At 59.3% G+C, this 18456-nt stretch carries 20 protein-coding genes and 1 tRNA gene; 8 read left to right on the forward strand and 13 right to left on the reverse strand.

The genetic code is table 11. From position 1 onward, the window contains the following. Nucleotides 1–242 precede the first annotated feature (242 nt). Nucleotides 243–1796, forward strand: a complete 1554-nt coding sequence (locus tag J0X03_RS14535; protein ID WP_033642667.1) for a peptide MFS transporter — start codon at nt 243–245, stop codon at nt 1794–1796. Between the two features lie 49 nt (nt 1797–1845). On the opposite strand, the gene J0X03_RS14540 is transcribed toward J0X03_RS14535, so the two are convergent. Genes J0X03_RS14540 through J0X03_RS14555 form a run of 4 tightly spaced genes read right to left on the reverse strand, consistent with a single transcriptional unit; the run spans nt 1846 to nt 3407 of the window. Then, nucleotides 1846–2244: a VOC family protein gene (locus tag J0X03_RS14540; protein WP_033642666.1), complete on the reverse strand. Its 399-nt coding sequence runs from the start codon at nt 2242–2244 to the stop codon at nt 1846–1848. Next, nucleotides 2235–2663: a YeeE/YedE family protein gene (locus J0X03_RS14545; RefSeq protein ID WP_033650730.1), complete on the reverse strand. Its 429-nt coding sequence runs from the start codon at nt 2661–2663 to the stop codon at nt 2235–2237. Before J0X03_RS14545 ends, J0X03_RS14540 begins: the two co-directional genes overlap by 10 nt. Nucleotides 2664–2665: 2 nt before the next feature. Then, complete coding sequence (locus tag J0X03_RS14550; RefSeq protein WP_160204170.1) at nt 2666–3100, reverse strand: YeeE/YedE family protein; 435 nt, start codon at nt 3098–3100, stop codon at nt 2666–2668. Next, nucleotides 3090–3407, reverse strand: coding sequence for an ArsR/SmtB family transcription factor (locus J0X03_RS14555; RefSeq protein WP_033642663.1), 318 nt, complete (start codon nt 3405–3407; stop codon nt 3090–3092). Before J0X03_RS14555 ends, J0X03_RS14550 begins: the two co-directional genes overlap by 11 nt. Nucleotides 3408–3544: 137 nt before the next feature. On the opposite strand from J0X03_RS14555, the gene J0X03_RS14560 reads away from it, so the two are divergent. Continuing rightward, entirely contained in the window at nt 3545–4345 is an 801-nt protein-coding gene (locus tag J0X03_RS14560; protein WP_103101172.1) for an AraC family transcriptional regulator, read from the forward strand. Here the strand turns inward: J0X03_RS14560 and leuA are convergent. After that, nucleotides 4296–5984 (reverse strand): 2-isopropylmalate synthase, encoded by a 1689-nt coding sequence (gene leuA / locus J0X03_RS14565; protein ID WP_033642661.1) that lies wholly within the window; start codon nt 5982–5984, stop codon nt 4296–4298. The genes J0X03_RS14560 and leuA overlap by 50 nt on opposite strands. A 209-nt stretch (nt 5985–6193) precedes the next feature. Between leuA and J0X03_RS14570 the strand changes: the two genes are divergently transcribed. Then, the gene (locus tag J0X03_RS14570) at nt 6194–6571 is read left to right on the forward strand and encodes a MysB family protein (RefSeq protein WP_015377419.1); all 378 of its coding nucleotides are present in this window, start codon (nt 6194–6196) and stop codon (nt 6569–6571) included. A gap of 33 nt (nt 6572–6604) precedes the next feature. Further along, nucleotides 6605–7150: a GNAT family N-acetyltransferase gene (locus tag J0X03_RS14575; protein WP_033650724.1), complete on the forward strand. Its 546-nt coding sequence runs from the start codon at nt 6605–6607 to the stop codon at nt 7148–7150. A 6-nt stretch (nt 7151–7156) separates the two neighbouring features. Here the strand turns inward: J0X03_RS14575 and J0X03_RS14580 are convergent, their stop codons facing one another. From J0X03_RS14580 to mdoG, 3 genes are all read right to left on the reverse strand, one after another. Further along, entirely contained in the window at nt 7157–7354 is a 198-nt protein-coding gene (locus J0X03_RS14580; RefSeq protein ID WP_016928222.1) for a YceK/YidQ family lipoprotein, read from the reverse strand. Nucleotides 7355–7564: 210 nt separating this feature from the next. Further along, on the reverse strand, nt 7565–10123 hold the full coding sequence (gene mdoH / locus J0X03_RS14585; RefSeq protein ID WP_160204169.1) for a glucans biosynthesis glucosyltransferase MdoH: 2559 nt from the start codon (nt 10121–10123) through the stop codon (nt 7565–7567). Then, a complete protein-coding gene (gene mdoG / locus J0X03_RS14590; RefSeq protein WP_169539530.1) occupies nt 10116–11684 on the reverse strand; it encodes a glucans biosynthesis protein MdoG in 1569 nt (522 codons plus the stop codon). Before mdoG ends, mdoH begins: the two co-directional genes overlap by 8 nt. A 259-nt stretch (nt 11685–11943) precedes the next feature. On the opposite strand from mdoG, the gene mdoC reads away from it, so the two are divergent. From mdoC to J0X03_RS24265, 4 genes are all read left to right on the forward strand, one after another. Further along, nucleotides 11944–13074 (forward strand): glucans biosynthesis protein MdoC, encoded by a 1131-nt coding sequence (gene mdoC / locus J0X03_RS14595; protein WP_042784177.1) that lies wholly within the window; start codon nt 11944–11946, stop codon nt 13072–13074. Between the two features lie 301 nt (nt 13075–13375). Further along, complete coding sequence (locus J0X03_RS14600; protein ID WP_033642653.1) at nt 13376–13600, forward strand: hypothetical protein; 225 nt, start codon at nt 13376–13378, stop codon at nt 13598–13600. Nucleotides 13601–13883: 283 nt separating this feature from the next. Further along, the gene (locus J0X03_RS14605) at nt 13884–15605 is read left to right on the forward strand and encodes a potassium/proton antiporter (RefSeq protein ID WP_004927894.1); all 1722 of its coding nucleotides are present in this window, start codon (nt 13884–13886) and stop codon (nt 15603–15605) included. A 243-nt stretch (nt 15606–15848) separates the two neighbouring features. Then, complete coding sequence (locus J0X03_RS24265) at nt 15849–15977, forward strand: hypothetical protein (protein WP_033642652.1); 129 nt, start codon at nt 15849–15851, stop codon at nt 15975–15977. 60 nt (nt 15978–16037) lie between these two features. Here the strand turns inward: J0X03_RS24265 and J0X03_RS24270 are convergent, their stop codons facing one another. The 5 genes from J0X03_RS24270 to cho all read right to left on the reverse strand — a co-directional run bounded on the left by J0X03_RS24270 (nt 16038) and on the right by cho (nt 18409). Continuing rightward, nucleotides 16038–16169, reverse strand: a complete 132-nt coding sequence (locus J0X03_RS24270; RefSeq protein ID WP_015377413.1) for a hypothetical protein — start codon at nt 16167–16169, stop codon at nt 16038–16040. A 69-nt stretch (nt 16170–16238) separates the two neighbouring features. Continuing rightward, nucleotides 16239–16742: a YlaC family protein gene (locus J0X03_RS14610; RefSeq protein WP_047026308.1), complete on the reverse strand. Its 504-nt coding sequence runs from the start codon at nt 16740–16742 to the stop codon at nt 16239–16241. 123 nt (nt 16743–16865) lie between these two features. Next, complete coding sequence (locus J0X03_RS14615) at nt 16866–17165, reverse strand: sigma-S stabilization anti-adapter protein IraP (protein WP_033642650.1); 300 nt, start codon at nt 17163–17165, stop codon at nt 16866–16868. 186 nt (nt 17166–17351) lie between these two features. Then, nucleotides 17352–17448 (reverse strand) — tRNA-OTHER (locus tag J0X03_RS14620). Between the two features lie 112 nt (nt 17449–17560). Continuing rightward, nucleotides 17561–18409 (reverse strand): excinuclease Cho, encoded by an 849-nt coding sequence (gene cho / locus J0X03_RS14625; RefSeq protein WP_033644249.1) that lies wholly within the window; start codon nt 18407–18409, stop codon nt 17561–17563. Nucleotides 18410–18456: the final 47 nt, after the last annotated feature.

The following is an 18456-nucleotide window of genomic DNA, read 5'->3' on the forward strand; positions in this document are numbered from 1 at the left end:
TAAAAAATGGGATACAGGTACTAGACAAAACCAACGACCAGTTATCAAATGGTTAAATAATATCACGCCAGATGTGAACCATCGGCCAAGTGAAAAAAGGTCAGCACGCTTTCCACGGTTTATCAGCGTTGCAGCCACGGTTTTGTCGGGTAATCCGCATTGGGCGGATCGCCTTCATTAAATACACATACAACCACAGTACGGGCTGCAGCCATGCAGCGCCTTTTTATTGGGAAATCGTTATGCAATCCTCTGTCAATAAGTCAGAAAGCCGGACCTTCTTCGGCCATCCCTATCCGCTGGGTTCTCTGTTCTTCACCGAAATGTGGGAGCGCTTCTCGTTCTACGGCATCCGTCCGCTGCTGATCCTGTTTATGGCCGCCACGGTGTACGACGGCGGCCTGGGCCTGGCGCGCGAGAACGCGTCGGCGATCGTCGGCATCTTCGCCGGCAGCATGTACCTGGCGGCGCTGCCCGGCGGCTGGCTGGCGGACAACTGGCTCGGCCAACGCAAGGCCGTCTGGTACGGTTCGATCCTGATCGCGCTCGGCCACCTGTCGATCGCGCTGTCCGCAGTGATGGGCACCAACCTGTTCTTCATCGGTCTGATGTTCATCGTGCTCGGTTCCGGCCTGTTCAAGACCTGTATCTCGGTGATGGTCGGTACGCTGTACAAGAAAGGCGATGCGCGTCGCGACGGCGGTTTCTCGCTGTTCTACATGGGCATCAACATCGGTTCGTTCATCGCCCCGCTGATCTCCGGCTGGCTGATCAAGTCACACGGCTGGCACTGGGGCTTCGGCATCGGCGGCATCGGGATGCTGGTGGCGTTGGTGATCTTCCGGGTGTTCGCCGTCCCGGCGATGAAACGCTATGACCGCGAAGTGGGCCTGGACTCCACCTGGAACAGCCCGGTCGCGAAGAAAAAAGGCGTCGGCACCTGGTTGCTGGCGTTGGCGGCCATCCTGGTGGCGGTCATCGTGCTGATCGCCCAAGGCACTATCGTCATCAATCCGGTCGAGGTGGCCAGCGTGCTGGTGTACGTGATCGCCGCGTCGGTCACGTTGTACTTCATCTATCTGTTCGCCTTTGCCGGCCTGAGCCGCAAAGAGCGCGCACGCCTGCTGGTGTGCTTCATCCTGCTGATCTCCGCCGCGTTCTTCTGGTCAGCGTTTGAACAGAAACCGACCTCGTTTAACCTGTTCGCCAACGATTACACCAATCGCATGATCGGCGACTTCGAGATCCCGGCGGTATGGTTCCAGTCGATCAACGCCCTGTTCATCATCCTGCTGGCACCGGTCTTCAGCTGGGCCTGGCCTGCGCTGGCGCGCAATAACGTGCGTCCGAGCAGCATCACCAAGTTCGTGATCGGTATCCTGTGCGCCGCCGGCGGTTTTGGCCTGATGATGCTGGCCGCGCAGAATGTGCTGAGCAATGGCGGCGCCGGCGTATCGCCGATGTGGCTGGTGGGCAGTATCCTGATGCTGACGCTGGGTGAACTGTGCCTGAGCCCGATCGGGCTGGCCACCATGACGCTGCTGGCGCCGGAGAGAATGCGCGGTCAGATGATGGGGCTGTGGTTCTGCGCCAGCGCGTTGGGCAACCTGGCAGCCGGTCTGATCGGCGGTCACGTCAAGGCCGACCAACTGGATATGCTGCCGAATCTGTTCGCCCGCTGCTCAGTCGCGTTGCTGATCTGCGCCGCCGTGCTTATCGTGCTGATCGTGCCGATTCGCCGCATGCTGGAAAATACCCAGTCCAAGAGCGCGCAAAAACCGGCGACCAACGCCTGACGGATAGCCCGTTTTATCTCGCAAACCGGCGCTCGATGCGCCGGTTTTTTTATGCTTGCCAGGCCTGATGCTGCAATACCACTCGGTAGCCATCAGGATCTTCAAAGGTTTGCCCCGCCCGATCCCAATAGGGATTATAGGCGGCGACCGATAAGAATCCCGCCGCCCGCATCCGCTCACACGCGGCCCGCCATTCGTTCTCATCCGGCAGATAAAATACCAGCAGATGATCCTGCGTCGGCGCCTGCCCGACCCGTACCCCGCGATGCTGCGTGAACTCCAGATGGTAGGCATGCTGCGGATGCCCGATCATCATGCCGTCGAACCCCTGATGATCGACAAACTCGCCCAGCTTTTCGAACCCCAGCCCGCGGCAATACAGCGTAGCAATCTCTTGCAACCGATCGGTCGGGCGCGCGATGCGCAACACCGCTTTGGCTATCGACATGTCCTCCTCCTCCTCATGATAACGTCATACAGCGCCATGCCCGCCAGCATTGCCAGCAGGAACGGCCATACCCGGCTTATCTCCGCCCCGGCCAACACCCAGGCTGGGCCGGGGCAAATACCCGCGATGCCCCAGCCGATGCCGAACAGCGCGCTGCCCGCCAGCAAACGACGATCCAGACGCCCGGCGGCCGGGATCTGCAGCGTTTCCCCCAACAGGCTACGCTCTCGTCGCCTCGCCCACAGGAAGGCCGGCGCCGCCACCGCGATCGCACCAGCCATCACCAACGCCAGCGAGGGATCCCACGCGCCGGTAACGTCGAGAAACGCCAACACTTTGGCCGGATTGGCCATGCCGGCGACGATCAGCCCCAGACCAAAAATGACGCCGCTCAGCAGCGCCAACAGCGTTTTAAGCATTCTCAACCTCCCGCCAGGTGGCGCATCAACCACACGGTCATAAAGCCCAGCAGCATAAACACCGCCGTGGCGGCCAGCGAACGCGGCGCCAACCGTGCGACGCCGCACACGCCGTGCCCGCTGGTGCAACCGCTGCCCAATCGAGTGCCCAATCCCACCAACAGCCCTGCGGCCGCCAGCCCACCGTTGCCGACCGCGATCTCACCAGGAGGCAAAGCCGCAGCGGCAGCATACAGCCAGGGAGAGAGCAGCAACCCGCCAATAAATGCGGCGCGCCAGCCCCGCTCCTGGCCAGCGGCACTCAATACACCGCCGGTAATGCCGCTGATGCCGGCGATCCGGCCGTTGAACAGCAGCAGCAGCGCCACCGCGCCGCCGATAATGGCCCCGCCCGCCAGCGCGGAATAAGGCGTGAAGTGTTGCCAGTCAATGGTCATCGCGGTTCTCCGGTTGTGGGCAATAAAGCTGATACAGGGTATGGAGCAGCGCCAGCGCTTTGGCATCGGCCACCGCATAGTAAATCTGCTTGCCGGCGCGCCGGGTGGACACCAACCCTTCCTCCCGCAGCACGCCAAGCTGCTGGGACAGCGTCGGCTGGCGGATATCCAGCGCCTGCGCCAGCTCGCTTACCGCCATCTCGCCCTGACTGAGCCGGCACAGCAGCAGCAGCCGATCTTCGTTGCCCAGGGTACGCAGCATCGTGCCGGCCTGCGTCGCCGCCTTACGCATCGCGTCAATATCCATTGCTCCCCCATCAATATATAAAATTATATAATATTATTTTATAAAGTATTCGCACACAAAGCCACAGGCTGGCGTGAAATAACGCCGCATGGCATGCTGTTTGGTCTTATCCTTTTGCCGCGCGGAGGGCGCCAGCGATGCTATTTTTTCACGACGTTCTGCCGCCCGATCAGCCTGTCCGGCCGTTAGCCAGGGATTATCATCATGGCGACAGCGAGCCGGAGCACTACCATAACTGCGCGCAGCTGATCCACAGCCTGAGCGGCGTGGTGCAGGTCACTACCCGGCTCGGCAGTTGGGTGGTGCCGCCCGGCCGCGGCGTCTGGGTACCGGCGAAAGTGGTGCACAGTCTACGCATCACCGGCCAGGTAGCGGCCAGGACGTTATTCATCGATCCGCTGGCGCGCGCCGATCTGCCGGCTCAGTGCCAGGTGGTGCAGGTGTCGCCGCTGCTGCGCGAGCTGATTATCAGCGCGATGGAGATTGCGCCCGGCTACCCCAGCGGCGGGCGCGACGAGCGCATCATGGAGTTGATTCTGGATGAATTACGGGTGCTGCCGAGCCTGCCGCTGCACCTGCCCGAACCGCGCGAGGCCTCGCTGCTCGCCCTGTGCCGCCATATTCAGGTCACGCTGGCGCAGCCCTGGACGCTGGAACAGGCGGCCGAACGCCTCAATGTCAGCGGACGCACCCTGTCGCGGCGCTTCCAGCGAGAAACCGGGCTGCGTTTTGGCGATTGGGTGCGACGCGCCCGTTTACTGGCGGCGCTGAACGCGCTGGCGATCGGACGTTCGGTGTTGGAAGTGGCGCTGGATCTCGGCTATGACAGCCCCAGCGCGTTCAGCGCCATGTTTCGCCGGGTGCTGGGGGTAGCGCCCAGCGACTATTTCAGCCGGGCCGCGCCGACGTTGACGCCAGATAGCGCCCGGCGACGTTGAACAACGCCTGCAGCGAAGCGCTGGCGGAGTCGACGTCGATGCCAACGCCGTAGCTCGCCTCGCCGTGCGGCAAAACGCAGCGAATGTAAGCCACCGCTCGGCTGTCGCTCTGATGCCCCAGCGTATGCTCGTGGTAATCTTCGATAGCCAACGGCAAACCGAAGCGTTGGCGCAGCGCATCCACCGCGCTGGAAAGCAGGCCGTTGCCGGCCCCCTGCAGCTGCAGAGGCTCCCCCTGCCAGGCGACTCGCGCGTTGAAACTGTACGCTTCCACGCCGTGACTTTCCGTTTGATAGCTCAACAGCTGCAAGCGCGGCTGCTCCACCAGCCCGTAAGTGTCGCGGAATAAGCGCCACAGCTGTGCGCCGCTCATTTCCTTCCCGCTGCCGTCGGTCGCCCGCTGGACCACCTGGCTGAAATCAATCTGCAAACCGCGCGGCAGCGCCAGCCCATGGTTCTGCTCCAACAGCCAGGCGGCGCCGCTTTTGCCGGACTGGCTGTTAACCCGGATCACTGCCTCATAGCTGCAGCCGACATCGGCGGGATCGAGCGGCAAGTAAGGCACCTGCCACCAGCCATCTTGCCGCTGCCGTTGCGCGGCGAAGCCTTTCTTGATCGCATCCTGATGCGATCCGGAGAAGGCGGTAAACACCAATTCGCCGGCATAAGGATGGCGAGGATGCACCGGCAGCTGATTGCACTGTTCCACCACCTCCACCACCTGCTTCAAGCGGCTGAAGTCCAGGCCCGGCGCCACGCCCTGGGTATAGAGATTCAACGCCAACGTGACCAGATCGACGTTGCCGGTACGCTCGCCGTTGCCGAACAGGCAGCCTTCGACCCGATCGGCGCCGGCCAGCAGCGCCAGCTCGGCGCAGGCGACGCCGGTGCCGCGATCGTTATGCGGGTGCACGCCGATCGTCACATCAGCGCGACGGCTGAAGTGGCGACAGAACCATTCGATCTGATCGGCATACACGTTGGGCGTACTCACCTCCACCGTCGCCGGCAGGTTGATGATCATCGGCCGCTGTGCCCCCGGTTGCCAAACATCCGCCACCGCTTCGCAGATCTCCAGCGCGAACGCCAATTCGGTAAAGCAGAAGGTTTCCGGCGAATATTCGAAACACCAGACGGTATCAGGCTGCGCCTCGCAATGCCGGCGAATGCGCCGCGCGCCGTTCACCGCTAGCGCCACGGTAGCCGCCTTATCCTGGCGGAACACGATGTCGCGAAACATCGGCGCCGTGGCGTTATACAGATGCACGATAGCCCGCGGCGCCCCCTGCAGCGCCTCGAAGGTGCGGTCGATCAGATCGTCGCGCGACTGCGTCAGCACCTGAATGGTGACATCGTCCGGGATCAGCCGCTCGTCGATCAGGGCGCGCACAAAGTCGAAGTCCGTTTGCGACGCCGAAGGGAAAGCCACCTCAATCTCTTTGAAACCGCACTGCAACAGCAGCTGATAGAACTCGCGCTTGCGCGCGTTATCCATAGGCTCCGCCAGCGCCTGGTTGCCGTCGCGCAGATCGCTGGAGCACCAGCGCGGCGCCTGTCGCAGGGTACGCGAAGGCCACTGGCGATCCGGTAACGTCACCGGCGGGAACGGTCGGTATTTGCTTGAAGGGTCGATTAACATGGGCTTCTCCTGATGCCTGAGTGAACGATACCGTCATTATTTCCCGCCTCCGCGCCTGCTTCTCCCGCTTTGCGGACAACCGTCGTCGCAGAGCGGACAACAAAAAAATTTGCATCCTGCGCCAGTGAGACAACAATTAGTTTTGACGTTTCCCCCACCGCGCCGGCAGCACGCCGGACGCTTTACTCTCATTGCCAACGGAGGCGAACATGAGCCTGTATGCAACCCTGGAAGAAGCCATCGAGGCCGCACGCGAAGAGTTTCTCGACACCGCCGAAGGCGGCGGCGGTGACGAACCGCCGGTGCCGCAGCAGTTCAATCTGCAAAAGTACGTGATGCAGGATGGCGACACGATGTGGCAGGCGGAGTTCTTCGAAGAAGAAGGCGAGGCGGTGGAATGCCTGACGCTGCGCAGCGGTGCGGCGGCGCAGGCGATCTTCGACGGTGACTACGACGAGGTGGAAATCACCGCCGAGTGGATAGACGAAAACACCCTGTACGAATGGGAGGAAGGCGACTTCCAGCTCGAGCCGCCGTTGGATACCGAAGAAGGCCAGGCCGCCGCCGATGAGTGGGATGAACGTTAACCCGCACGACGCTTTGAACGCCAAGGAGGCAGCATGAACATTCGCCAGGCCCGCCCCACCGACTACCCCGCCATTTTGCAGCTGCAGGCGGAAAACGTGCCGGAAGCGCTCGATGAGCGCCAAAAACGGCAGGGATTTATCGTATCGCGCATGAATGAAGCGCAGCTGACGGCGATCAACCGCGGCATCGGCATATGGGTGGCGGAACAGGAGGGCCAACTGGCGGGGTTCGTTTGCCTGATGCCCGCCGACGCGCAGCCGCGGCCGCCGGTGGTGGATGCGATGCTGGCGACGCTCGCCACGCACTCATTCGCCGGACGGCCGCTGCGTGAGCAGCGGGTATTTCTCTACGGCCCGGTCTGCCTCAGCATGGCCTGGCGCGGCAAAGGCGTATTAAAGCGCCTCTACGCCGCAGTCAAAGCGCACACCCGCCATGATTACGACGTGGGCGCACTGTTTATCGACGACGACAATCCGCATTCGTTGGCCGCTCACGTGCAAGGGCTGGGGATGACGGCGCTGGCACCTTTCCATTGCGGGCAGAAAGGCTATCAGCTGGTGGTGTTCGCCACCCGCTGAACGAAGTTACTCGTAGGGGCCATGCTGCGCATCGAACGGCAGCATAAAGGTGTCCACCACCATCGACAGCGGCACGTCTATCACCGTGACGTAGCGCCAGGGCGTATCGCGCAGATCCCACTGCACGCCGGGATAATACTGATGACCGTGCCCGGCGCCGGGCACGGTGCGGCTGATGATGCTGCCGCAGCCGGTTAGGGCCATCACGCCGGCCGTCACGCAGGCCAGGCGAAAGTAGGAAGAGAGCTTCACGACATTGACTCTGAGAAAGGGGTTGTTTCGCGAGTGAACAACGCATCGGCCGCAGTCTATCACAGTTCCCTTTTTTCACCGGCACCGGCGCGCTCAGGCAAAAGGTAAAAAAACGGGGAACGCGCCGTGCGCATTCCCCGTCTAAGCGTTGCCGCTAAGCGATTAACGCCGACCCGTTGGGTGCGCCAGCGGGTTGTGCGGCAACTGCTGGTAGTGTTCACGCCAGGCGGCGCCTTCCGGCAGCAGCCAGACGCGCTGGTGCAGACGAGCCAGCATGACCGGATCGCTCAGCAGTTCCAGACGCTTGCCCTTCACCAGCTTCTCCGGCCCCAGCTGCAGCGCTTCGTTTACCCGCTCCTCGCGATTGCGATCGAGCGTCGCGCGCAGGTGGTGACGCGCCGTCGCCAGCGCCGTCGCCAACGCGTTGAAGGACGGGTTGACCACCGCGTGCATAAAGCCGTTGGTCAACGCGCGGTTGCGGTTGAGATGCAGGTACTCTTCCGTCGCCAGCAGCTCACGCGGCGGATTGTACTCTTCCGGGATCAGGAACAGCTTGGCGCGTTTGCTTTTCATGCCCAGCGTCGCGCGGCTCGACAGCACCGACACGAACGGCGACAGGATCAGCGAGAACACGATTGGCGACAGCCACCACAGGAAACGCAGATCCAACCACGCCATGCCGCCGGCCCACACCAGGCCCAGCAACATCTGCGAGCCATGGCGGCGGAACGCTTCGCCCCACGGCGTGTCGTCGTCGTCACGCTGCGGCGAATTCCACACCACTTCCCAACCGAGGAAGGCGCTCACCACGAACACGGTATGGAACAGCATGCGCACCGGCGCCAACAGCACCGAGAACAGCATTTCCATCAGCATCGAAATGAACAAACGGAACGCGCCGCCATACTCTTTCGCCCCCTTGGCCCAGATCAGCACGATGCTGAGCAGCTTCGGCAGGAACAGCAGCACCAGCGTGGTGGAGAACAGCGCTATCGCCAGCTCGGGCCGCCACTGCGGCCAGACCGGGAACAGCTGCCGCGGCTGCAGGAAGTATTGCGGCTCCATCAGGGTATGCACCACCTGCAATGCGGTGGAGAGCGCCAGGAACATGAACCACAGCGGCGCCGACAGGTAGGACATCACGCCGGTGAGGAACACCGCGCGGTGCACCGGGTGCATGCCCTTCACCAGGAACAGGCGGAAGTTCATCAGGTTGCCGTGGCACCAGCGACGGTCGCGTTTCAGCTCATCCAGCAGGTTCGGTGGCAGCTCTTCGTAACTGCCCGGCAGATCGTAAGCGATCCACACGCCCCAGCCGGCGCGGCGCATCAGCGCCGCTTCAACGAAGTCGTGCGACAAGATAGAACCGGCGAAGGAGCCCTCGCCCGGCAGCGGCGCCAGCGCACAGTGCTCGATAAACGGCTTCACGCGGATGATGGCGTTATGGCCCCAGTAGTGCGACTCGCCCAGCTGCCAGAAATGCAGACCGGCGGTAAACAGCGGCCCGTAAACGCGGGTAGCGAACTGCTGCACGCGCGCGTACAGGGTATCCATGCCGGACGCCTTCGGCGCGGACTGGATGATGCCGGCGTTTGGGTTGGCTTCCATCAGGCGTACCAGCCCGGTGAGGCATTCGCCGCTCATCACGCTGTCAGCATCCAGGATCACCATGTAGCTGTACTCACCGCCCCAGCGACGGCAGAAGTCGTCGATGTTGCCGCTCTTGCGTTTGACGCGGCGGCGGCGGCGGCGATAGAAGATGCGGCCGTGGCCGCCGACATCGCGGCACAGCTCCATCCACGCCTTTTGCTCGGCCACGCAGATGTCCGGATCGTAGCTGTCGCTCAGCACGTAGATATCGAAGTGTTCCAGCTGACCGGTCGCGGCGACGGACTCATAGGTCGCGCGCAGGCCGGCGAACACGCGTTCGACGTCTTCGTTGCAGATCGGCATGATCAGCGCGGTGCGGTGCGCCGGGTTGATCGGCTCATCGCCCTTGATGGTGGAGGAAATGCTGTATTTGTCCTTGCCGATCAGCAGCTGCAGGAAGCCCATCAGCGCGGTCCAGAAACCGGCCGAGACCCAGCAGAACAGCACGGCGAACAGGATCAGAATGCCGGTTTGCAGCACATACGGCAGCAGCTGCAGCACCGACTGCATCAGATCCTGGTCCAGCATGGCGATAGGATCGATCAGCGCCCAGCCCTGGTAAGGCAAGATGGTTTTCATATACCAGGTGGCGATGCCGGTTTGCACCAGCATCAGCACCAGCAGCACATAGCGGCGCATGGAGCCGACGGTACGCCAGCGGTTCTCGGCCTCGGCCTCCTCTTTGGTGGCGTGCCGATTGTGCGGCGACCGCCCCAGCAGAGAATCCCAGAAGCGCGCCACCGGGTTGGTGCGCCAGGCTTCCGGGAACATGGTGGTGCGTTTGATCGGCGGCGTCGCCTTCAGAATGGCGCGCCCTTCGGCGTCGGTATCGAAGTCGTCATCGCTGACCGCATCCGGCCAGGCGCTTTCGATGCGCGGTTTGACCGAGGCCAGCGCCACGTCATCCGCCGACAGGCTATTGACGTTGGCGTCGGCGGCGCCCATCTGCCGATGGAGCGCCTCCAGAGCCTGAGCGTCATCCGCCGTTTTAGGGGTAAGCGCCTCCGACCGCTCGGCGGTCAGAGGCAGCGCCGCAAGATAATCCTGGGCGGGTTGAGTAGGCTTATTCATTGGCAGGTAGCTGATAGCTCCAGGTTTCCGACAGTGTCTTATCGCCATTGACCAGCGCCGCGCGCATTTCTACCGGCTTCTTGTCGTCTTTCACTTTCAGACGCACCGTCAGGCGCCAGCCTTTGGTCACTGGGTTATAGCGGACGTTGTTTTCTACCATTTCACCGTTGTCGCCGATGCTGATCTGAGAAGCGACCGGCGTATTGGCGTCCAGCGCTTTCAGCACCGGGCCGACGAAATCGACCAGGAAGGCGACGCTGCCGTCAGGCTCGCGGATCAGGTTGGACTGCTTCACGTCACCGGTCGAACGCATGGTCCGTGCCACATAGGCGATGTCTTGCGAATGCAGTTTGTCTTCATCGCGGGTGAAGTTCAGACGGTAGCTCAGCGTCAGCGGTTTTTTGGCTTCCGGCAAGGTATCCGGCGTCCAGAACGCGACGATGTTGTCGTTGGTTTCATCCGCCGTTGGGATCTCCACCAGCTCGACCTTGCCTTTGCCCCAGTCGCCTTTCGGTTCGATCCAGGCGCTCGGGCGCAGATCGTAACGATCGTCCAGATCTTCGTACTCTTTGAAGTTGCGACCGCGCTGCAGCAGACCGAAGCCTTTCGGATTCTCAACGGTATAGGTGCTGACGGACAGGTGTTTAGGATTGTTCAGCGGACGCCAGATCCACTCGCCGTTGCCGGCATGGATAGACAGACCGTTGGAATCGTGCAGCGCCGGGCGGTAGTTCAGCGTCGGCGACGGCTGGTTCGGGCCGAACAGGAACATGCTGGTCAGCGGCGCCAGGCCCAATTTGCCCACCTTATCGCGCAGGAACACTTTGGACTCGACGTCCACGGTGGTGTCACGGCCCGGGATCACCGTGAAACGGTAAGCGCCGGTGGCGCGCGGGGAATCCAGCAGCGCGTAGATCACCAGGTGTTTGTCGCCCTGCTTCGGACGCTCAACCCAGAATTCGCGGAAACGCGGGAACTCTTCGCCGGAAGGCAAAGCGGTATCGATAGCCAGGCCACGAGCGGAAAGCCCGTAAACCTGCCCTTTACCCACCACGCGGAAATAGCTCGCGCCCAGCAGGCTCATAATCTCATCGTTTTTGTCGGCGCTGTTGATCGGGTAGAGCACCTTGAAGCCGGCAAAGCCGAGGTTCTTCACTGATTCAGGATCGTGTTTGACCGAGCCGAAGTTGAAGTAATCCGGGCTGTACTTGATCTGTTTTACGCTGGTAGAGGTGACTTCGTTGATTTTCACCGGCGTATCGAAATACATCCCCTGATGATAAAACTCAAGCTTGAAAGGGGTTTTCAGCTTGCTCCAATAGGCTTTATCGTGATTGAACTGAATCTGCTGATAGTCTGCGAACTTCATCTCGCGGAACTGAGAAGGAAGGTTGCTCTTCGGGGCTTCGAAACCTTTCGCAGCCAGATCCTGCGCCTGCTTGGCCACATCATCAATAGAAAAGGCCCATGCCGGCGAACTGAACAGCGTGAACAATACGGTAGCACCTAACCAACGAACGCTCGCGGCGCGTGGTTGTCCGGATAATATATTAACTAGCACATCCCCCCCTATTCGTGTGCTCAAATCATTTAAATCCATATTAATGGATTACTCAGCTTTCCGACAACATGATAAATGGATGGTTCATGTTTACGGCTCATTGTTTAAGCAGCTGATGGAGCACCAGCGTAGCAAGCCGCGCAACAAGACGCTATGGAAAAATGCGAGGGGCTATAGTAGGGTTCCGGATAACAATTTAACGTTTGACGACTTATTAAGCGTGTTAATGAGCACCCGATTAAATCACCAGCGGTAATCTATGACTAAAGGCAGCAAACAGCGCGAGTTTTTCCTCGATTCGATCCGAGCCTATTTGATGCTGCTCGGCATTCCGTTTCACCTTTCCCTGATTTATTCCAGCCACGCCTGGGCGGTGAACAGCGCGTCGCCCTCCTTCTCGCTCACGGTGCTGAACGACTTCATCCACGCCTTCCGCATGCAGGTGTTCTTCGTGATTTCCGGCTACTTCTCCTACATGCTCTACGAGCGTTACGAGCGCCATCAGTGGCTGAAGGTCAGGCTGGAGCGGGTGGCGATCCCGCTGTTGAGCTCCATCCCGCTAATTACGGTGCCGCAATTTTTCATGCTGAAATATTTCACCGATAAATTAAACGGCTGGGACGAGTTTTCTCTCTATCAGAAAATAAATGTAACAGTTTGGGAATTGGTGTCTCATCTGTGGTTCTTATTGACCCTGTCATTGTTAACCTTCGCCTGCTTTTATCTGTTCCGCAAAATCAAGCGTCAAACCCGCGAGCCTATTCCAGCGTTAATAAACAGAATGCGTGGATTAGGAAACATCTCACTGTGTTTCTTTATTTATGCGGTATGCTACTCGGCCGCGCACCGTATTATTTTAATTTTCGCGCCGCAGCTATTATCCAATGGCCTGTTCAATTTCGTGGTGATGGAGACGATGTTCTACCTGCCGTTCTTCATCCTCGGCGCCTATGCGTTTAAGTATGTGTGGCTTAAAGAGATTTTCCTGCGCCGTTCGCCGCTGGCGCTGCTCGGCTCGCTGCTGCTGTTTATCGCATATATGCTGAACCAGAAACTGTTGGCGCACAGCAGCTATATGTTCGAGCTGGAAGTGGTGATCAAAACCCTAATGGGGATCCTGATGACCAATGTGGTGTTCTCTTTCGGGCATAACCTGCTGAATTATCACTCGCCGCGCATCACCTATCTGGTCAACGCCTCGCTGTTTATATATCTGGTGCACCATCCGTTGACCCTGATATATGGCGCTTTCGTGACGCCTTATATCGGAAACAACCTGTTGGGGTTCTTGCTGGGCCTGCTGTTTGTGTTCTCGCTGGCCTTCGCTTTATATGAGCTGCACAAACGCATCCCGGTGCTGCGCTTCCTGTTCTCCGGCAAGCCGCAATAAACCTGGCCCCTGTAAACCTGAATGTTTGCAGGGGTTTTCTGTCATATTACCGCCGCGCAAAAAGCCTATACTGGTCGTTTGCATGCAGAGCACACATTGTTCAGCTTGACGTCGTCCGTTAAGGCAAAGTGATACGGCGGCATAGATAACATGGCCGTTATAACTGCAATGCATAAGTAGAAATCCGGATCCCTGCCTTACGGTAGTGATTGGGCTCAACCCCCGAAGGGCTGCGCGATCGCTTGATTGATTCGATGGCGTTACCTGTCTCTCCCTTCCGTCACGACAGAGAGGATTTTGAATGACCGATAAAAATACCCAGGCTCAGGAAGCCGTAGCGGAAAACGCCACCCTGCTGAAGATCCTCAGCAGGTTGCTGTCCGCGCTGGACGCTTCGATCAGCGGTAAAGAACGCAGCGTTTTGGTCGCTGAGCTCTCCAACTTCAATCTCGACGGCATTTCCGAAGCGGAACGCAAACTGGCCACCGAGCTGATCAAACGGTCGCTGGAATCGCTCGACCATTAACCCTACCGCGCCTGCAAACCATTAAGCCTGCCTGCGCGGGCTTAATGGTTTTTCCCGCCGTGCAAACCCGGCATTGTTGCCAAAACCGAAATACAGCAGCCTGATAATGTTGGATAAAAGGCAGAACTTCACCTCTTCCCCTCACTTTCTTAGTTTAATCGCACCAAAGGGTAATAATTGATCGATTGTTTTCGCAATCAGCCTTGGCGTTTTACCCACTAAACACGTTATCATCGAAATACGCGCAGAGTCCCCTATCCCCCAGCCTCAGGAGAACGATATTTTGGATGCCAGCACCATTAACAGCTTGTTCGTCATCGGTGCCGTGCTGGTGGGGGCAAGCATTCTGCTCAGCTCATTTTCTTCCCGGCTCGGCATTCCGATCCTGGTGATCTTCCTGGCGATCGGCATGCTGGCCGGCGTTGACGGCCCCGGTGGCATCGTCTTCAGCAATTACCCGGTCGCTTATCTGGTCAGCAACCTCGCGTTGGCGGTGATCCTGCTCGACGGCGGCATGCGCACCCGGGTCAGCTCGTTCCGCGTGGCCCTGTGGCCGGCACTGTCTCTCGCCACCGTCGGCGTGGTGATCACCGCCGGGCTGACCGGCATGGCCGCCGCCTGGCTGTTCAATCTCGATCTGTTGCAGGGGTTGCTGATCGGCGCCATCATCGGTTCTACCGACGCCGCCGCGGTATTTTCGCTGCTGGGCGGCAAAGGCCTGAACGAACGCGTCAGCGCCACGCTGGAGATCGAGTCCGGCAGCAACGATCCTATGGCGGTATTTCTCACCATCACGCTGATTGCGATGATCGCCGCCGGGGAAACCGCGCTGAGCTGGACCTTCCCGCTGCATCTGATGCAGCAGTTCGGCATGGGCATCGTCTTCGGTCTCGGCGGCGGCTGGCTGCTGCTGACGCTGATTAACCATATCAAGCTGGCGGACGGCCTCTACCCGCTGCTGGCGGTGAGCGGCGGCATTCTTATTTTCGCGCTGACCACCGCGCTGGACGGCAGCGGCATTCTGGCGGTGTACCTGTGCGGCCTGCTGCTGGGCAACCGTCCAATTCGCAACCGTCACGGCATCGTGCAAACCTTCGATGGCCTGGCATGGCTCAGCCAGATCGGCATGTTCCTGGTGCTCGGCCTGCTGCTCAATCCGCATGAGCTGTTGCCGATCGCCATCCCTGCCCTACTGCTGTCGCTGTGGATGATCCTGTTCGCACGCCCGCTGTCGGTGTTTATCGGCCTGCTGCCGTTCCGCAGCTTTACCCTGCGCGAACGCGGCTTTATTTCCTGGGTTGGCCTGCGCGGCGCGGTACCGGTGATCCTGGCGGTGTTCCCGATGATGGCCGGGCTGCCCAACGCCCAGCTGTTCTTTAACGTGGCGTTCTTCGTGGTGCTGGTCTCCCTGCTGCTGCAAGGCACCACGCTGTCGTTCGCCGCCAAAAAGGCCAAGGTGATAGTGCCGCCGGCGCTGACGCCGATCTCCCGCGTTGGGCTGGACGTGCACCCGGAAAACCAGTGGGAACAGTTTGTGTATCAGCTTTCGGCGGAAAACTGGTGCGTCGGTGCCGCGCTGCGCGAGCTGAAAATGCCGCCCAATACCCGCATCGCCGCCCTGTTCCGCGGCAAAGAGCTGCTGCACCCTAGCGGCAGTACCCGGCTGCGCGAGAACGATATCCTGTGCGTTATCGGCCATGAGCACGATCTGCCGATCCTCGGCAAACTGTTTAGCCAAGCGCCGGCCGTGACGCTCGACGAACGCTTCTTCGGCGACTTTATCCTGCAATCCGACGCCCGTTTAAGCGACATCTCGCAGGTTTATGGCCTCAATCTGCAAGACGATGTCGACGAGCAACAGACGCTGGGGCAGTTCGTCATTCAGCTGATCGGCGGTGAACCGGTGATCGGCGACCAGGTGGAGTGGGACGGCCTGACCTGGACCATTGCCGAAATGGAGGGCAATCAGGTCAGCAAGATAGGCGTCAGGATCGTGACCGACTAACGCGGCCGCGTTATCAGATGAGGGAACTTCTGGCCTTAAGAACGTTCTTAATCACTATCATGATGTATGAAGTACGGCGTCGCTGAATTATATCCGTTTGATATAAAAACAATTTAACAGCGGCGCCAACGGGGATTAGGGATGTGAACGGCAAGACTCGATTTCTTTCGGTGATGATGGTCATGGCGCTGGGCGTAGCGGCGCTCGATCTCAGCATCGCCGGTTTGGTCCATAGACTTTTAATTGGATAATTTCAACGTGACGCAGCGGGAACAAGAAAAAGACATTCTGGGGAAAATACTGGTGACGGTGTCCGCGCTTTGCCTGATTCTGGTGGCGGCGTTCCTCATCTGGGGATTCATGCTGGACTGATGCCGAGGACGCTCAGAGATAAAAAAAACCGCCGCGGCGGTTTTTTTATGGGTCAGGCGATCAGATCTTGCAACCTTCGCAGTCCGCTTCGTCTTCGAGGAATTCAGGGACCTCTTTTACCTTCTGCGCCGCTTTTTCTTCGGCTTTCGCCAGTTCGGCATCGATATCAAAATCGAAAATATCATCACTCATCGCTTGGTCCTCATTCTGCTTCGCGTTCAAACGCTGAGTATAATCGACAAGCCGCCGGCCGGAAACCTTTCAGTTTGCCGCCGCCAGCTGCGATGGCTCATCCTGCGGCTTTTTTCCGTAGGCCATGTCGTACACGTCGTAGAAGTCGATTTCGCCCTTGTTGCCGATGATCACCCGCATCTTCTGTTTCAGCGCGGCGCCGATGGACGGCTCATCCAGCAGCTGCTGCACCGCATAAGGCGACAGCGCGCGGGTGAAGTACCACTCGCCGTTATAGCACACTCGCAGATCCAGCACCCCGATGTCTTCAAAGCGGTAGACCGGCCGGATCTCTATCAGCAGCATGGCGAACATGAACAGCACAAAGGCGGTGAAGCCGAGGAAGGCATACATCCCCATGTACGGCACCTGATACATCACGGCGATCACCGCGAAGTAACCGGCGAACATGGCAAGGCACAAATAGCGGTGAGTGCGGGCGAATTCGCTGTTGAAGCGCGGCTTGCCGTCGCGCCCTTCGCGCCGATTGATCTGTTCAATCTCTTTAACCAAGATGCTTTTAATCGCGTCCATCGTTACAACCTTATGCTGGAAACAGCATTGCCATCAAATCTCACCGCTAAAAGTAACACAAGTACAGTTTTGCCGGGTAGATCAGTTAACCAACTTAATGGCGGCAACTGTTATAGTTCGGCTTCAGCGCGGTTGAGCGGCTTTGCCTTGCGCAAACATGAACATGCGCTGGGCGACGTCGTCGGCCTGTTTGATTTTCTGCTTTTGCGGTTCGTTGCTGCGTTGAATGGCGCGGGCGTAGGCGATTTCATGGGCCTGATCGATCATCGCGATGATGCGATCACGTTCAGTCTTCTCCATATTGCCCAACATGGTGGTGATAATCGCCTGGTAAGCGTTGGACGCGGCGGTCAGCGCCTTCTCTCTCGCCTCGAGGGCGGCGACGCGTTGCAAGAGTTCCTGCAGTTGCTCGGAGTGGGACATATCGACCTCCTGTTGCCGGGCAGCAAGCCTGCCTGATTACAGTTTAGCAAAGGATCGAGAGAGAAAGAGGAAGGAAAGCCAGCGGTTACGGTAAAGCACACCCGAAAATCCCAACGAGGAGCCGATAGTGCAAATCAACCCGGGTGCGCTTTACGGTAAGCGCGATGAGATGAAGTGAAAGAAAGCTGGCGCGCTATGCAGGACTCGAACCCGCGTCTATCAATTTTCAAGCCAAAACAAGCCATTATAAAACCAATCACTCTGCCAACTGAGTTAATAGCGCGTTCCTTCGCTTCGGGGCGTTATTATCCATAACAACATTATGGACTCAAGCTTTTTTAGCATAATGCCCTGATTTTACGGATAAGTCTTAGGTTATCGCCAGCGTTATGGCCTTATGGCAGCTCAATAATCGGGTAATCGCCGGCGATAAGCGGCTTGCACAAAATCTTGTAGCCATCGCTGTCGAAATGGCTGGCCGCGCTCTGTAGCCGCTCCGCCTGCGCCAGATTGCCGACCGAGCCCAGATAAAACCAATTGTGGATCACATGGTACTGACGCAGCGTCTCGCCCTGCTCCTCCAGCGCCACGCGCCCGGCGAACGGCCAACAGGTGATGCGCAACTGCTCAAGCGCCGCGCTGAGCCGCAGCGCATGCTCCTGCGCCGACTCCACGCCACAGCAGGCGCCCGCGCACTTGCGCAGGCTGTAGCGGAAACAGGCTCGCCCCGCCGGCAGCTTGTCGATCCCCAGCTTGCCGTAACATAAACGATGCTCGTCGGCGATGGCGCGCAGCTTTTCCAGCGCGGCGTGGCGATTGGCAAACAGCCCGTAAAGATGGGGCGTGACGGCGAAGTCGATCTCTTTGGCGTGAGCAATCGTCACCGCATCAGCCTGCAAGCGCAGCGCGCACAGCTGTTTCGAGCGCCGCAGACGTTTGTTGAACAGCGGCTGTTGTTGTTTGATCAACTGCGCCTCCAGCAGCAATGCGCCCAACTCACCGGCGGTCTCGATAAAGCTGATGCGTCGGGTTTGGCGCAGCATTTTAGCCTCGTCCTGCGCGCGGAAGTGCGCCATCACCCGGCTGCGTATATTGACGCTTTTACCGATGTAAAGCGGCAGGCTCTCGCTTTGACCGTGAAACACATACACGCCCGGCCCTTTGGGCAACGGCGCCAGGCAGGCGCGCAGGTGCTCCGGGTATTGATAAATGTCGAGTTCTGGCTCGAGGCGGTTTGGCATCATGGCGGTGGCATTATCCTGCTGATGAATGAATACTGGTTTTTTACCCA

It is taken from the genome of Serratia ureilytica (assembly GCF_017309605.1).
In the GTDB taxonomy this organism is placed as follows: Bacteria; Pseudomonadota; Gammaproteobacteria; order Enterobacterales; family Enterobacteriaceae; genus Serratia; species Serratia ureilytica.

Bases quoted from the DNA above. Each gene is read 5' to 3' on its own strand.
- J0X03_RS14535 (WP_033642667.1), top strand. From the start codon at position 243: ATGCAATCCTCTGTCAATAAGTCAGAAAGCCGGACCTTCTTCGGCCAT.
- J0X03_RS14540 (WP_033642666.1), bottom strand. From the start codon at position 2,244: ATGTCGATAGCCAAAGCGGTGTTGCGCATCGCGCGCCCGACCGATCGG.
- J0X03_RS14545 (WP_033650730.1), bottom strand. From the start codon at position 2,663: ATGCTTAAAACGCTGTTGGCGCTGCTGAGCGGCGTCATTTTTGGTCTG.
- J0X03_RS14550 (WP_160204170.1), bottom strand. From the start codon at position 3,100: ATGACCATTGACTGGCAACACTTCACGCCTTATTCCGCGCTGGCGGGC.
- J0X03_RS14555 (WP_033642663.1), bottom strand. From the start codon at position 3,407: ATGGATATTGACGCGATGCGTAAGGCGGCGACGCAGGCCGGCACGATG.
- J0X03_RS14560 (WP_103101172.1), top strand. From the start codon at position 3,545: ATGCTATTTTTTCACGACGTTCTGCCGCCCGATCAGCCTGTCCGGCCG.
- leuA (WP_033642661.1), bottom strand. From the start codon at position 5,984: ATGTTAATCGACCCTTCAAGCAAATACCGACCGTTCCCGCCGGTGACG.
- J0X03_RS14570 (WP_015377419.1), top strand. From the start codon at position 6,194: ATGAGCCTGTATGCAACCCTGGAAGAAGCCATCGAGGCCGCACGCGAA.
- J0X03_RS14575 (WP_033650724.1), top strand. From the start codon at position 6,605: ATGAACATTCGCCAGGCCCGCCCCACCGACTACCCCGCCATTTTGCAG.
- J0X03_RS14580 (WP_016928222.1), bottom strand. From the start codon at position 7,354: ATGGCCCTAACCGGCTGCGGCAGCATCATCAGCCGCACCGTGCCCGGC.
- mdoH (WP_160204169.1), bottom strand. From the start codon at position 10,123: ATGAATAAGCCTACTCAACCCGCCCAGGATTATCTTGCGGCGCTGCCT.
- mdoC (WP_042784177.1), top strand. From the start codon at position 11,944: ATGACTAAAGGCAGCAAACAGCGCGAGTTTTTCCTCGATTCGATCCGA.
- J0X03_RS14600 (WP_033642653.1), top strand. From the start codon at position 13,376: ATGACCGATAAAAATACCCAGGCTCAGGAAGCCGTAGCGGAAAACGCC.
- J0X03_RS24270 (WP_015377413.1), bottom strand. From the start codon at position 16,169: ATGAGTGATGATATTTTCGATTTTGATATCGATGCCGAACTGGCGAAA.
- J0X03_RS14610 (WP_047026308.1), bottom strand. From the start codon at position 16,742: ATGGACGCGATTAAAAGCATCTTGGTTAAAGAGATTGAACAGATCAAT.
- J0X03_RS14615 (WP_033642650.1), bottom strand. From the start codon at position 17,165: ATGTCCCACTCCGAGCAACTGCAGGAACTCTTGCAACGCGTCGCCGCC.
- cho (WP_033644249.1), bottom strand. From the start codon at position 18,409: ATGATGCCAAACCGCCTCGAGCCAGAACTCGACATTTATCAATACCCG.